This is a genomic window from Catenovulum adriaticum, assembly GCF_026725475.1.
In the GTDB taxonomy this organism is placed as follows: domain Bacteria; phylum Pseudomonadota; class Gammaproteobacteria; order Enterobacterales; family Alteromonadaceae; genus Catenovulum; species Catenovulum adriaticum.
Genome location: NZ_CP109965.1, coordinates 1,392,055 through 1,406,470, shown reverse-complemented (window position 1 = coordinate 1,406,470; position 14,416 = coordinate 1,392,055). Strand labels below are relative to the sequence as shown.

Genomic DNA, 14,416 nt, shown 5'->3' with positions numbered 1-14,416 from the left:
CTTTCAACAGCAACTTAAAGCGGTTTAAATTCGTTAAAACAAAAATGGTTTCGCATTCTTGGATGATTCGGTTCAATTAGTTCAGGAAATTTTGTATTTTTTAGCACCGCAATATCGTATAACTGATCGACATTACCGGTAAATGACAAAGTTGCGACTATGGTGTTGTCTTCTAAATTTAGTAGCCAAACACCCGAGCTAGTATTTTCATGTTTTTGTGCAATAGGTGCGGGTCGGCTAACGTCACTTTGTCTGACCTTAGATAAACCAACAAACATAATGGCCCCATAAAAATCGATTCCACGGGTAAACCCTGGTAATTCTGCAATCACTGTATTGCTTTTAGTTTGAGGATCGTAACAGCACACTTGACCTAAACCAGAATTACAATAATAGACTTTACCTTGGTAAAAGCGAGGTGAATGTGGCATACATAAACCGTCGAGTAATATTTTATTTTCAACAACATCCATTAAGGTGCCATCAAACTTTTCTTGATTACGCCATTGTGCTTTTTCATTAAATTTTGAAAAGGTCGTAACAAACGCAGGCTTACCATCTTTTAGCGCCATCCCATTTAAATGACATCTGTCTTCTGCTGCTAATTCTGAAATAAAATAGGGCTTCCAACGGGGCACAAAGCTCGAATCAGGTTGGATTGTAGATAAACAAGAAAAGCTCGAATTAACGGCCCATAAGCCATCATGTCCCCAGTCTATATCATGAATATTAATCATACCTGTGTAATGGCTACTGCGGGTGATATAACAGGCATCTACTGCTTCATCAACTGGTTTATATTGAGAAGCTAAATAAATATTTTCAGGTTCATTTATAGTATCAGTTTCAGACTTATCATTGAGTTGAGTATCAGTTTGCTGATCCTGATTAGCTTTCAGTTTAGGTGCAGTTATATCGTCTTGTACTCTCTCTAAAGGTTGCTTTAATTTTTCAACCAAAGCATCTTCACGTTGGAAATGAATAATTTGAGTAAAGGTGCCAAGCGTCAAGCCGGTTTCAGTTGCAACTAAGCCCATCGGACGTTCAAATGATTTATAATTAATATCTAACTTGCCATCTTTACTACGGGCAAAAATCACGCGCCCTGCTTGGTAAGAGGTAAAAGCAAATGAGATATTCAAATGTGCCAAAATAGCTGGTAAGTTGCTAGTATATTCAGCGTTAAAATCTAACTCGATGTCTGCTTGAGTAGGCGGTTCATTTGGCGTTTTTGTCATTATATTGTTACATCACCGACTAAATAATCTCTGTATATAGTATTTAGCTAAATATTTAGCCCCAAGTTACACACTGGTCAGTCCATTATAGTAAAAGAATTATAAAGGGCAATATCCATGTTAAAGATAAGGTCATATTTAATTGTTTTCGCGTAATATATTAACCAATTGGTTAAGTTTTAAACGAGAGTTTGATATTAACGTGACAGCTAACCTTCTGGTCACGATAGCTGATGCTAACGATGTCCCTGAAAAATATCTAATATTTCCAAGTTTATCAGCCATACGTAGCGGCTCGGCGACAACAAAAAAATCTACATGCTCACCATAATTTGAGAATTTGGTTAACTCACCATCTCGGCGCTTAGCCCCCACTACGATTGCATTCTTTATAGCGGCTTCTGTTGATAACGGCTCAATTAATTTTCCTTGATTACCTGCTGAAATGACTACAGCAACCCCTTTTCCTTTTCGGCCATAAATTGCTAGATCGTCAATTACATCTTTTACGGGTTCAAGCAGAATATTAGAGTGCCAACTGCAATTGATAATGTCAGCTTCATTTAATTTTGCTATCTGGAATGCTAACAAAGTATTAGAAGTCCAAGTAGTAGGTTGCCTAATTGCAATAAGATTAGCTTGGGTAACTTCACCCTTGTATTGGTGTTTTCCAAAAATAGTTTGAGCTACCATAGTGCCATGGGTATCGGCTACTTGCTTAGGTGCGGCGGATAAAGTGTGGTGCTCAACATCATATTCAAATTTTACATTGGTATCAATTAATGTTGGATGCGTTAAATCAACCCCATCATCAATAATCGCAACATTCACAAGCTCGCCAGATGGCTTTAATACCTGCTCAACGTAATCAAATTCAAGATCACTATTTTTTAAACCCGAATACTTATTTTTAGAATCATTAGCGTAATGTCTGTACTGTATAATATCTGGTTGTACTAATAAAATACCATCCATGTTTATCAATTTTTTCATTGTGTTAAGAACGGACTGACTATCCTTGAGTTCTAATACAAAATAAGTAAAGCTTTCGCCTTGGTATACAGGCCAAAACTTAACTGAAACTTTCTTTATGTACGATGATTCTTTCAATGGTACCGATTTTTCTGATTTAATAATCAATCGGTTTGATAAGTTTACTTTTAAACTTGATGTATTTAAAACGTAGTGATCATTATATTTTGTCAATACCAAAGATTTACCAAAATTTGAAAATTTGATACCGGTATCGGCAAAACTAACAGATGAGAAGACATAAATGAGCGTAACACTCAAAATTAACCAATATTGGTTAATTTTTAAATTAAATTTGGGCTGGTACAAATGAGTTCGATTAATTTTGGGGCACTATATAAAATAATAGGTGGATTTATTTTTTAATTCAATCAATATAAATTTATAACTTAAAAAGTTTTAAAATCCATATTACGTTAAGCGTTATTTGAAAATATAACAGGTTAAACATTAGTGACATCCCCTATTATTTTTGCGCATTTAATAAAAGGCATTCAGCTTTATCAACAAAATCAACTTGAAGCCGCTAAAATTGAATTGTTGGCAGTGCTTAAATCTGAGCCTGATTCGGAGTTAGCAACCCGTTATTTAACTGAGATAGCCATCAATCAAGGAACCAGTCTGTCTTATATTGAGCAGCTTAAAACGTGTTTAATCCAGCACCCAAATTCGCTTGACTTATACCAGCTGTTAGCTGTGGTATATCAGCAAAATAAGTTACTCCCAAAAGCAATAGAGTATTACCGTAAGACACTTAATTTGTTATTAACCACAAAGCCAGCGCCTCTTAAACCAGTTAAACCTGCTACATTTGATCAAACAAAATATGAAACTACTTTGTGGCAAACTCTGGTATTGTTTCGCCAACATAATATTCGCTCATTTGCCACCTCGGGTACTTTGTTAGGCTTAACTCGCGATAACGCCCTACTACCATTTGATAAAGATATTGATATAGGTATTGACTGGGGACAAATGAACTTAGCAATGACTTTACTAAAACAAAATGGCTGGCATGAGCATAAGCGCTCTTACGATTTAATCAATCCTCGTTGTTTTATGCATTCAAATGGCGTTATTTTAGATTTATGCGGATATGGGGTGGATCAAAAAAGTCAGCGCACTATTTCGGGTTTATGGATGGCAAATATTCCATTTGCATGGAATCGGGTAACTACTTATCCCACAATTGATTTAGCTGATAAAAACACGCCTTTTGGCATAGCTTGGCATCCGGCTAAACCTGAGCTAATTTTGCAAGCTTTGTATGGCAATTGGCAAGTACCCGATCCACATTTTGATACGGTAATTTGCGCCAAAAATTTAGCTGGGTTTAGTTTGTTAACTCAATGCTTTGCTTATTCACGCATTTATATTTTATGGCGCAAGCAAAAATGGCAAAAAGTTGAAAAGCTATTGGCTCAAGTCAGACATTTTCAAAGCGACGATTCGTTATTTATCAAGCTTGAACAAGCATTAAAACATCAACTTAATCCATTAAAATAGACAAATAATTATGAATAAAAACCGCAAAGTATTGGCATTAGGTGTATTTGATTTATTTCATGTTGGTCATCTTAATTTTCTAAAATTTGCTCGCCAGCAAGGTGATGCATTAATTGTTGGGGTTGCTCCCGATGCCATGTGTTTAAAATCAAAAGGGAAAGCGCCTATTATTAATCAAACAGACAGAATGACAATTATTGAGGCCTTGGGCATAGTTAATACAGTCACTTTGGTAAAATATCCCATGATTGAAACTCAAAATGCCGTAAACTGGATGCTAGATTTAGGCATAAACAAAGTGGTTAGCGGTATTCAATGGCAAGGTACTGAGCGCTGGAATAAGTTAACAAAACACTTGGCGGCGCATCACATTGAGGTAATTTTTGCCCCTGAAACGCCTAATGTTTCAAGTTCAGCGATTAAAACGACTATTTATAATGTATTGTCATCATAAACTAACGCGGTGATAACCCAAATTAGCTGACGTTTTCTGTATTCAAACAGGTTAATATTAAATGCAAGCACAAGATATTATTGCAAAAAATTTACAAGCCATTATCGACGATTTGGCAAAAATTAGAATCAAAGCCGATCTTTCTTTATTACCTAAATATCCCTACTTTGGTGAAAAACCTTATCCTTTAGGGCGCTGTCTTGAAATTCGTGATCAAGTATTTGAAATATTAAAAGTAGCGCTAAAATCACCACAAAGTACTGGGTTACAAAGTATAGTTAGTTACATGCAACAAGGCCATCAGCTAACTAAAATATGGGGTGGGCTTCGTGATTTATACTTTCAAAATGCCATGTTATTGGGTGATTATTATATAGATGTGTCTAACGATACGGTTAACCCCAATAAACCAAGAGTTGAAATTACGTTAATGAAAGATTCTGGCTTCAGTTATATTAATGATTTTCAGCATTTTGCCAAAATAGCCGAAGTTTATTGGCAAGTTCGAATGGTTAAAAATACGGTCTGTACATCTCTGGCACCTTTTATGCCGCTGCTCTGTATTGGTAAAAATAATAAAAGCTGGCTGGCCGCAAATGACGTGATGATAAAAGTGGCGCAGCAATCTAACTTTGAAAAATCAGAACAAGCGTTGTTAATTTTTCCAGAGCCAAATGAAGCGGTTAAATTAAATTGGCAACGCCTATTGGCTAAGCACAATATACCTGAACTAAATAACAAGCATTCAGAAATTGAGTATTGCCAACATTATAGACAACAAGGTTTAGCGCAAGATACCGAGTTTAGAAACAAAATGGTAACGGCTTTCATGAAGATTAATTAAACGCATAAACCATTAAGGCCCTACGGATAAGTGTAGGATGAGTATGCACGATGATGTTAGTAAAGTGGTGTTAGTAGCCTAACACCAAAACCAAATGCGAGCAGGCTAACCCCCTCTCATTCGGCTTTTTTAACCATTTAAAATGAATTGTTTGTAATGAATAACTAAAAATTATCTTCAATACTCGGGCGCATGACGAGTTCATGAATATGAGTATTGGTATCTGTATTTAATAATTGAAGAGTAGCTTTAGCAACCGATTCGGCCGTTAAATATAAAGGCCGATCCGCTTCTCTAAATTGAGTATCAACCCCGCCAGGATAAACAGATAAGCATTTAATGCCCTCTTTTTTGAGCTCTTTACGCATCACTTTAAAATAACCATCTAATGCCGTTTTAGAAGCCGTATAAGCGGCTATACCGGGGTTAGCATGCAGGCAAACCGTAGACAATATATTGATAATGCAGCCAGAACCCGCTTGTTGCATTTTAGGTAAAACCGCTTGCATAAACCGAATAGGCGCGTAACAATTAATCTGCATCATCCAATCTAGCTTTTCAAGCGCCACTTCATGCCCCATGCCTCTGGCATTATTTAATCCCGCGCAGTTAATTAATACATCCACTTTGCCATTGTTGTGCTCTGCCTGTTTTACAAAAGCCAAACTAGCAGCTTCGTCACTAACACAAAAACAATCTGAAAAAACTGGGGTAGACTGAGTAAGCTTATTTAATGTTACTGCCATTTTTGTGCTGTCTCGTGCGCACAAACTTAAACGATAACCCAGTTGGTTGGCTTGAATGGCAAGCTCACGGCCGATGCCTGAGCTTGCACCGGTAATTAAAATATGTTGTGTCATTTATTCTCTTATAGTTTATTAAATAATTGTTTATTAAATAATTATTTATTTTTTCATGTGATTAAAAAGTTAAGGGTAAAACCATTAAGCATGAGTCATCATAAAGCCAGCTAACCCTAATGCAAAACCTAACACGGCCCCAAGTGTGGGTAACCAGTGTTTGTTTAATTTAGCTTGCGGTGCTATGTCTTGAAATACAGAATACAAAATACCACCGGCTGCAAATAACATAATGGCTGATAAAAAATGAGTTTGCTGAGCTAAATAAAAATACCCAATTAAGCCAGCTGCTGGGCCAAATAAAGCTAGTAAACTAAATAAACTGATGACTTTAAAATTGGTATAATCAGACGATTCCTTAAGTTCACGATAGGCATTAAAACCTTCGGGTAAATTTTGTAGTGCAATTAACCCGGCCAGTAAAAAACCACTTCCCTCACCCATAGCAAACGCCGCACCTAATGCAATCGACTCTGGAATAAAATCAGCCAGCATTGCAGCTAACTGGCTCGCTGGCGTATTAATTTTATATAAAATAATATCTAGCAACATAAAACAGACGCCGCCTAATAAAAAATAACCACAGGCTGGTAATAAACTTAAATTTTTAATTGCATCGGGTACTAACACAAGCCCAACGGCTGATAGCAAGGCCCCGCCACCAAAAGCGATAATGCCATGCCTTAATTCATTTTCAAGCCAATAGGGCCGAATATGCTCTAATGAAGCGATTCCAGCACCAACTGGCATAGCAATACCAGCAAGTAATGTGAGTATGATAATTAATGAAATTGGCTCCATAAACTAATTAAATATCCTGCTTTTTTTAAAGTTTGTAGCATCAACCGATAAAACGAAAAAGCAGCGAAAACCATTATGGTATCACTGCCATTTTATTTTTTTGTTAATACAGCTCCAATCCCTGTTTAAAGTTAAGGCGCTCTGCTACGTTAAATCTAGATAACCTTTGAATTTAAAAACAACTGAATTTAAAGATAACCATTAAATCCACATAACCGTTAAATTATTCACTTAACATTGCAGTCATCTAACTTCCAAATTTTATTTACGTAATCTCTAATCGAACGATCAGAGTTAAATTTACCCATAGTGGCGGTGTTTATTATTGCCATTTTCGCCCATACAGATTTATCTTGATATAATTTATCTACTTTCTGATGCGCATCAGAGTAGCTCTGGTAATCGGCTAAAGTTAAATAACTATCGCCGTAATCAAGTAAACTGCGCTTAATTTCAGACAGTTCTCCTGGCTTACCTGGGGTAAAATAATCAGTGTCAAACCAGTCTAAAACGGCTTTTAGCTCTTCATTCCCGTAATAATAATCCCACGGGTTATAACCTTGGGCTTGCAGCGCTTTAACCTCGTCAACATCCAACCCGAAAATAACTACATTATCTTCGCCGGCTTCTTCTGCTATTTCAATATTTGCCCCATCTAACGTGCCAACTGTAATAGCACCATTTAAAGCTAATTTCATATTACCTGTGCCAGATGCTTCTTTACCTGCTAACGAAATCTGCTCTGATACATCGGCTGCTGGTATCATTTTTTCAGCTAACGACACTCGGTAATTAGGCAAAAATACGACTTTTAATTTATCTTTAATTCGCTCATCTGTATTAATTCGATCAGCGACTTTATTAATTGCATAAATAATTTCTTTTGCTAAATAATAGCCAGGAGCTGCTTTTGCGCCAAAGATAAAGACTCGCTTAGGCATGTCGTAATCTGGGTTTTGTAATAAGCGGCGGTATAACGCCATAATATGAATTAAGTTAAGTTGCTGGCGTTTATATTCGTGCAAGCGTTTAATTTGAATATCAAATAAGGCGTTTGGATCAACCTCTACATCGGTTAGGGTTTTAATCACATGAGCTAGCTCAACTTTATTTTCGAGCTTAATTTGCATAAAGTCTTGCTGAAATTGTGGATCATCTGCTAACGGCACCAATGACTTTAATTTGTCTAAATGAACAGGCCAGTCAGCGTCAATGTGAGCGGAAATCAGCTTAGCTAATTTAGGGTTACAAGACTTTAGCCAGCGCCTTGGCGTTACGCCGTTGGTTACATTGGTAAATTTATCTGGCCATATTTGATCAAACTCAGGAAATAAGTCTGATTTAACTAATTTAGAATGAATTTGTGCCACACCATTTACTTTAAAACTGCCGATAACGGATAAATTACCCATTCTGACCATTTTTTCATGGCCTTCTTCGATGATAGATAATTTACGTTTTACTTCATCATTATCAGCAAAATGCTGGCTGACAATATCTTCTAAAAAACGGCTGTTAATTTCATAAATAATTTCTAAATGACGCGGAAGCACTTTTTCAAATAAACGCACTGACCATTTTTCGAGTGCTTCTGGCAACAAAGTATGGTTAGTGTAAGCAAAAATGTTTTGGCACATACTCCAAGCTTCAGACCAATCAAGTCCAACCCTATCGACCAAAATGCGCATCAATTCTGGAATAGCAATCGCAGGATGAGTATCGTTTAGCTGGATAACCACTTGATCAACAAAATGACTCCAATCATTTTCATGCGCACGCTTATAACGGCGAATAATATCTTTAATTGAGCAAGCGCAAAAAAAGTATTGCTGTATTAATCTTAACTCTTTACCAGCATCAGTATTATCATTTGGATACAATACTTTTGAAATAGTTTCTGCTTGCACGTTTTCAACTTGTGCGTCTAAATAACCACCGGCGTTAAATACATCCCAGTTAAAAAAGTCTGATGCTCGGCTTTCCCATAACCGTAAAATATTAACTGTGTTTGCCCCATAACCCACTACGGGTATATCCCAAGGCACGCCTTTTATAATGCGTCCCGGGTGCCACTCTTTATGAATTTTACCGCTTTCATCATATTGGGTTTCAACATAACCATATAATGGAATTTCTTGAATTGATTCCGGACGACAAATTTCCCAAGCATTGCCATATTCTCGCCAACTATCTGGTCGCTCAACCTGTCTACCATGTTGAATATCTTGGGTAAATAAACCATGTTCGTAGTGAATGCCGTATCCAATGGCTGGATAATCCAAAGTGGCTAAAGAGTCAACAAAACAAGCGGCCAAACGACCTAGCCCGCCATTACCTAATGCCATGTCGGGTTCTTCTTCACAAATTTGATTAAAATCTAGCCCTAATTCGGCAACCGCTTTTTGAGCAATATCAGTCAAGCCAATGTTAGTTAAATTATTTTTTAAAAATCGCCCCATTAAAAATTCAAGCGACAAATAATGAACCGCTCGCGTATCTTTTTGAAAGTGCGTTTTTTGGGTACGGGTCACACGCTCATAGACTAATTCATTCACAGCAGCACAAATAGCGTTCCACCAAGCTTTGTCTGAAGCTTTGTTTTCGTCGGTGCCCACGGTTACGTGCAAGTGTTTAATAATAGATTGTTTAAATGACGCAACATCAAGATTCATGTCTTGTGCAAGTAAAGTGGACGGTTCTTGTGAAGCTTTGGTAGTGAGATTACGAGATTGTTTGGTTGATTTGCGGCCAGTTGTTGTCATCTTTAATCCTTTAACACGGCAAGTGCCTGATGTGTTGATTGTTTAAAGTTACTTTTCAAAGCTTTCAGCCAAGTAACAAACGAGTTTAGCTGAACGGCAAGCCATAGCGTTAATATATGTAATGAGGATAAATTACCTAAATGTAAGATTTATTCATTTGAATTTAGGCTTAGTTATAAACTATCTAATTTTTAGTCAAAAGCATAGCTTAAATTTGAAGAATTTGGATTATTGGCGCAAAACTTTGAGCAATAGCAGAATAAACCGCTATCACTCATTGTTTGCTTAGTCGTTAAACGCCAGCTTTAGAAAAAGTTGCATTTACAATCGCTTGGGCTTCTTCGGCAATTTGTTTCAAATGTGATTCACCTAAAAAGCTTTCGCAATAAATTTTATAAATGTCTTCAGTGCCTGATGGTCTGGCAGCGAACCATCCATTTTCAGTAACCACTTTTAAACCACCAATAGCGGCATCATTACCCGGTGCATGCGTTAATTTAGCTTTAATCGCCTCACCTGCTAAAGTGTCTGCCTCTACATCATCGGCTGATAGGTTTTTAAGGACCGACTTTTGCTCTGCACTTGCCGCAGCATCTAAACGATTATACAAAGGCGCACCAAATTTTTCCGTCAAGGCTTGATAATGTTCTGCCGGATCTTTGCCTGTAACCGCGGTAATTTCAGCTGCTAACAAAGCTAAAATAATACCATCTTTATCGGTTGACCAAACTTGACCGTTTTTCCGTAAAAATGAAGCACCCGCGCTTTCTTCACCACCAAAACCATAACTGCCAGAATACAGCCCATCAACAAACCATTTAAAACCGACAGGTACTTCAGATAAATTTTTACCCAATGCACCAGCAACTCTATCAATCATGCTCGATGACACTAATGTTTTGCCAATGGCTAAACTGTCTTTCCACTCAGGTCTGTGGGTATATAAATATTCAATCGCAACCGCTAAATAATGATTTGGGTTCATTAAACCAGCAGACTTTGTCACTATCCCATGACGGTCATAATCGGGGTCATTAGCAATGGCGACATCAAAGTCGTCTTTTAATTTAATTAAGCCAGCCATTGCATAAGGCGATGAACAATCCATTCTAATTTTGCCATCTTTATCTAAAGGCATAAAAGAAAAAGTAGGGTCAACGGCCTTATTCACCACTTCAATATTAATACCATAAGTTTTTGCAATAACATCCCAGTAAGCGATACCAGAGCCACCTAAAGGATCAACCCCTATGGTTAAACCCGAATCAGCAATAGCTTGCATATCTATAACATTTTTTAAATCATCAACATAAGGCTGAATGAAATCATATTTAGTAACTAAATCTGATTCAAATGCTTGATCAAACGGAACACGTTTAACCGCTTCTAAGCCTGATTGAATAATTTCGTTAGCTCGGGCTTGTACCTGATTAGTAATATCTGTATCAGCAGGGCCACCATTAGGCGGATTATATTTAAAGCCGCCATCTTGCGGTGGATTATGGCTAGGAGTGATCACTACACCATCGGCTAAGCCAGTAGTTTTATCTTGGTTATAAGTTAAAATAGCATGTGAAATAACTGGCGTTGGTGTATAACCACGTCCAGCCTGAACAATAACTTTCACTTGGTTAGCTACAAAAACTTCAACCGCAGTAGCAAAAGCACATTCAGATAATGCATGGGTATCCATACCTATGTGCAAAGGCCCATCAATGTTATGCGCTTCACGGTACTCAACCAATGCCTGGCAAATAGCAGCAATATGTGTTTCGGTAAATGTAGAGTTCGTTGCTGAGCCTCTGTGTCCAGAGGTGCCAAAACTAACTAACTGATCGTTATTTGGCGTATTTAAATAATATTCACTCACTAAACGAGGAATGTTGACTAAATCTTCAAGTTGGGCTGGCTGCCCTGCTCTTTCATGCAACGCCATGATGCTTTCCTTTATGTAGACAAAATAATGAGAGACAGCGACTGGTAAAAACAGTCGTCATTGTGCTTATCGTGCTTTTTATTCGTAATCAGATTTTTATATAATACGGCTAATGGCTGCCTAATAGTGAATAAATAAAAATGATAGCGACGATATATGACAATTTGTTATCACCAGTTATACCCCAGCCTAAAAAGTATATCAATACGTGTCGGGCTTGCTTGTCTATATTTACAACAGCTTCTGCTTTTTCTGCTTGGGAATTTAAGCGATAAGTGATTTTAGTAATTGGATGTCGATAAACTCTTCAACATTTTGGGAGTTGGCTAAATATGGGACTGTACCTAAACAGGGCATATTCAGCCGATGTGCGAGTGCTTTTACATTTTCGGTTTGGCACTGCATATTAGGATCAACGTGATTGGCAATCCAACCAATTATATTACCACCCATTTTAGCCACAACCATTGCGGTTAATAATGCATGATTAATACAACCTAGCTTTAACCCGACCACTAATACAATAGGCATATTTTGCTTAACTACCCATTCAGATAAATATTCAGATTCATTTAGCGGAAGCTGCCAGCCACCTGCGCCTTCTACAATTAAATAATCAAGCGCTGTTTGCTGCCATTGATGGTAATGCCAATCAAGCTGCTCAATATTAATATTCGCGCCTTCTTGTTGCGCAGCTATATGGGGGGCTATTGCAGATTTTAAAGCAAACGGATTTACCTTTTGATAGCTAAACTGGGCATTAGAAACTTGCATTAAACTCAGCGCATCTTCATTTTTTAGCTGGCCGTCGATTAAATCGCAACCGGCCGCGATAGGTTTAAAACCAGCCACAGTTAAATTTGTCGAAGCTTGGTTAATTAAACCTGAAATGATACCTGACGCTATTGTGGTTTTACCCACTTCGGTATCGGTTGCCGTTATAAAGATAGATTTCATAAATTAATAACTTTTAAAATTTGATTAATACAAATGAAGACAACTCAGCTTTTTCGTAATTGGCAATAAGCAACCTGCCAACTAGCAATGGTTTGTACTGGGTTCGATTGGCGTGGATAAGCAAGCTCTAATCTGGCCAGTCTGTTTTTGGTTAAAGGCTGGCGTTTATAAAGCTGGTTATTTTTACTGACTGTATTCGCACCAATAGACTTAAGCTCTTTAAGTAATTGATAAACTGAATCATAATGTGTTTTTTCAGTTAGCACTTGTGCGTTTACTTGATGCCAATCTTGGCTATTTATTGCTTGTTCTAGCGCTTGAGAATCAATAAATTGATTAATATGTATTTGGTTATCTAGTTGTTTAAATGCTTGGTTTAACTCACATAAAGTACCATCTAATAAAGTGCTAAATATGAGCGTACCACCTGGCTTTAACACTCGATAACTTTGTGCTAAAACTTGTTCTAAATCACACCATTGCCAAGCTAAACTGGAAAACACAAAATCGAATTGGTTTTCTTCAAAAGGTAAATTTTGGGCATCCGCTAATTGCCAAGCTAATTGGTTATCTGCTGCTAAATATGAAAATTTTTCTGCTGAAAAAGCTAACATACCTTCGGCAATATCTACACCTGTATAAGCAAAAGGTGATGGTAAAAATTGTAATAAGTTAGCCGTGCCACATCCGACATCTAAAATATGTAGGTTTTTATTAGCTTGCATCATTTTAAACTCGGGCAGTAATTGATTAGCCAATTTTTTAATAACCTTTAGCTGTAATTGCGCTGCCGTATCATATTGAGCAGCTGCCCGTGAAAAATGCTCCGAAACTACTTGCTGTAATGCGTTTGACTGATTCATCGTAATTCAACCTTTACTGCATTTGCTAATTGAGTTGATAGGTAGCGAATGTCAGCTAAATTATGAGCTGTTGACAAAGTCACCCTTAACCTAGCACTGCCTTTTGCTACTGTCGGTGGGCGGATAGCGGTTAGCCAAATACCGGCTTTTTTAAGCTGTTCAGCTATTTTTAATGTTGCCTGATTTTCACCCACGATAATAGGCTGAATTGCAGAATTTGATCCTGTATCAGCAAAACCTAAGTTCGCAAGTTGCTGTTTAAAATAAGCAATATTTTCAATCAATTTATCTCGTCGCCACTGTTGTTTTTTAACCAACTCAATTGCGATTGAGGTCAGCTTAGCCTGATGTGGAGACATGCTCGTGCTATAAATGTAGTCACGAGAAAAGTTGACTAAATATTCAATTAAGGTTGCGTTACCACACACAACGGCTCCAGCTGAGCCTAGTGCTTTACCAAAAGTTGCCATATAAATATCAATCTGCTTAGGCTTTAGGTTATTTTCAGCCAAGCTACCGCGTCCATCTGTGCCAAGCACACCGATTCCATGAGCATCGTCTATCATCAACCCTGCATCATAATGACTCGCTAAATCTGATAGTGAAGCAATAGGCGCGTTGTCGCCATCCATGCTAAAAATGCCTTCACTCACAATCAGTTTTTCTGGATGCTGATAATTTGCACGTTTTAATTTTGTTTCAAGCTGAACCATATCATTATGAGCAAAGCGCATTGATTTAGCATTGGCTGTTAATCCTCCGTCAATTAAAGAGGCATGGTTTAACTTATCTTGTAAAATTAAACCGTTTTTTTCAGACATGACGGTTTTTATAACAGCTGAATTAGCAGCAAAACCAGTTGAGTACAAAAGCGCTTTTTCAAACCCCAACCAATCAGCCACTTGCAACTCTAACTCTGCATGTTCTGGGTTATAACCATTAATAAGCGCTGAGCCTGTGCTACCGGTGTTTAACTGTCGATAAGCAACTTTTATTTCCTCACTACTCGCAATCGCTAAATAGTCATTGCCAGAAAAATTTAAATATTGATTGTTTTGAACTTGCACATATTTACCATTAGGTTGGCAAATTTTTCGTTCTCTAAAACTATGTGCTCGTTTTTTATCAACTAGTGCTTTAGCTAAACGCTCGGGTAACATAAT

General features: G+C 37.4%; 12 protein-coding genes. 3 read left to right on the top strand and 9 right to left on the bottom strand.

The features are described 5' to 3' along the window. Window positions 1–14 precede the first annotated feature (14 nt). Both OLW01_RS06335 and OLW01_RS06330 read right to left on the bottom strand, forming a co-directional pair. A complete protein-coding gene (locus OLW01_RS06335; protein ID WP_268075892.1) occupies window positions 15–1,238 on the bottom strand; it encodes a TIGR03032 family protein in 1,224 nt (407 codons plus the stop codon). Between the two features lie 138 nt (window positions 1,239–1,376). Then, window positions 1,377–2,531 (bottom strand): S8 family peptidase, encoded by a 1,155-nt coding sequence (locus OLW01_RS06330; protein WP_268075890.1) that lies wholly within the window; start codon window positions 2,529–2,531, stop codon window positions 1,377–1,379. 192 nt (window positions 2,532–2,723) lie between these two features. Here OLW01_RS06330 and OLW01_RS06325 point away from each other — a divergent pair, with 192 nt between their 5' ends. From OLW01_RS06325 to OLW01_RS06315, 3 genes are all read left to right on the top strand, one after another. Next, on the top strand, window positions 2,724–3,776 hold the full coding sequence (locus OLW01_RS06325; protein WP_268075889.1) for a tetratricopeptide repeat protein: 1,053 nt from the start codon (window positions 2,724–2,726) through the stop codon (window positions 3,774–3,776). 10 nt (window positions 3,777–3,786) lie between these two features. Continuing rightward, window positions 3,787–4,230 (top strand): FAD synthase family protein, encoded by a 444-nt coding sequence (locus OLW01_RS06320; protein WP_268075887.1) that lies wholly within the window; start codon window positions 3,787–3,789, stop codon window positions 4,228–4,230. Between the two features lie 61 nt (window positions 4,231–4,291). Beyond that, window positions 4,292–5,074 (top strand): hypothetical protein, encoded by a 783-nt coding sequence (locus OLW01_RS06315; protein ID WP_268075885.1) that lies wholly within the window; start codon window positions 4,292–4,294, stop codon window positions 5,072–5,074. A 164-nt stretch (window positions 5,075–5,238) separates the two neighbouring features. On the opposite strand, the gene OLW01_RS06310 is transcribed toward OLW01_RS06315, so the two are convergent. The 7 genes from OLW01_RS06310 to bioF all read right to left on the bottom strand — a co-directional run bounded on the left by OLW01_RS06310 (window position 5,239) and on the right by bioF (window position 14,413). After that, window positions 5,239–5,934 (bottom strand): SDR family oxidoreductase, encoded by a 696-nt coding sequence (locus OLW01_RS06310; RefSeq protein ID WP_268075884.1) that lies wholly within the window; start codon window positions 5,932–5,934, stop codon window positions 5,239–5,241. A gap of 84 nt (window positions 5,935–6,018) precedes the next feature. Next, window positions 6,019–6,735, bottom strand: a complete 717-nt coding sequence (locus OLW01_RS06305) for a ZIP family metal transporter (protein WP_268075883.1) — start codon at window positions 6,733–6,735, stop codon at window positions 6,019–6,021. 227 nt (window positions 6,736–6,962) lie between these two features. Continuing rightward, window positions 6,963–9,497 carry a glycogen/starch/alpha-glucan phosphorylase gene (locus OLW01_RS06300; RefSeq protein ID WP_428980177.1) on the bottom strand — a complete coding sequence of 845 codons (2,535 nt, stop codon included), beginning with the start codon at window positions 9,495–9,497 and terminating at the stop codon, window positions 6,963–6,965. A 292-nt stretch (window positions 9,498–9,789) separates the two neighbouring features. Next, the gene (gene pgm, locus OLW01_RS06295; protein WP_268075882.1) at window positions 9,790–11,433 is read right to left on the bottom strand and encodes a phosphoglucomutase (alpha-D-glucose-1,6-bisphosphate-dependent); all 1,644 of its coding nucleotides are present in this window, start codon (window positions 11,431–11,433) and stop codon (window positions 9,790–9,792) included. A 264-nt stretch (window positions 11,434–11,697) separates the two neighbouring features. Continuing rightward, window positions 11,698–12,390 carry a dethiobiotin synthase gene (bioD, locus tag OLW01_RS06290; RefSeq protein ID WP_268075881.1) on the bottom strand — a complete coding sequence of 231 codons (693 nt, stop codon included), beginning with the start codon at window positions 12,388–12,390 and terminating at the stop codon, window positions 11,698–11,700. 44 nt (window positions 12,391–12,434) lie between these two features. Continuing rightward, on the bottom strand, window positions 12,435–13,253 hold the full coding sequence (locus OLW01_RS06285) for a methyltransferase domain-containing protein (protein ID WP_268075880.1): 819 nt from the start codon (window positions 13,251–13,253) through the stop codon (window positions 12,435–12,437). Next, window positions 13,250–14,413 carry an 8-amino-7-oxononanoate synthase gene (gene bioF / locus OLW01_RS06280; protein ID WP_268075879.1) on the bottom strand — a complete coding sequence of 388 codons (1,164 nt, stop codon included), beginning with the start codon at window positions 14,411–14,413 and terminating at the stop codon, window positions 13,250–13,252. Before bioF ends, OLW01_RS06285 begins: the two co-directional genes overlap by 4 nt. Window positions 14,414–14,416 lie beyond the last annotated feature (3 nt).

What these genes read in the sequence shown, in the direction of transcription:
- OLW01_RS06335 (WP_268075892.1), bottom strand. Translation starts at nt 1,238, where the DNA reads ATGACAAAAACGCCAAATGAACCGCCTACTCAAGCAGACATCGAGTTA.
- OLW01_RS06320 (WP_268075887.1), top strand. Translation starts at nt 3,787, where the DNA reads ATGAATAAAAACCGCAAAGTATTGGCATTAGGTGTATTTGATTTATTT.
- OLW01_RS06315 (WP_268075885.1), top strand. Translation starts at nt 4,292, where the DNA reads ATGCAAGCACAAGATATTATTGCAAAAAATTTACAAGCCATTATCGAC.
- OLW01_RS06310 (WP_268075884.1), bottom strand. Translation starts at nt 5,934, where the DNA reads ATGACACAACATATTTTAATTACCGGTGCAAGCTCAGGCATCGGCCGT.
- OLW01_RS06305 (WP_268075883.1), bottom strand. Translation starts at nt 6,735, where the DNA reads ATGGAGCCAATTTCATTAATTATCATACTCACATTACTTGCTGGTATT.
- OLW01_RS06300 (WP_428980177.1), bottom strand. Translation starts at nt 9,497, where the DNA reads ATGACAACAACTGGCCGCAAATCAACCAAACAATCTCGTAATCTCACT.
- pgm (WP_268075882.1), bottom strand. Translation starts at nt 11,433, where the DNA reads ATGGCGTTGCATGAAAGAGCAGGGCAGCCAGCCCAACTTGAAGATTTA.
- bioD (WP_268075881.1), bottom strand. Translation starts at nt 12,390, where the DNA reads ATGAAATCTATCTTTATAACGGCAACCGATACCGAAGTGGGTAAAACC.
- OLW01_RS06285 (WP_268075880.1), bottom strand. Translation starts at nt 13,253, where the DNA reads ATGAATCAGTCAAACGCATTACAGCAAGTAGTTTCGGAGCATTTTTCA.
- bioF (WP_268075879.1), bottom strand. Translation starts at nt 14,413, where the DNA reads ATGTTACCCGAGCGTTTAGCTAAAGCACTAGTTGATAAAAAACGAGCA.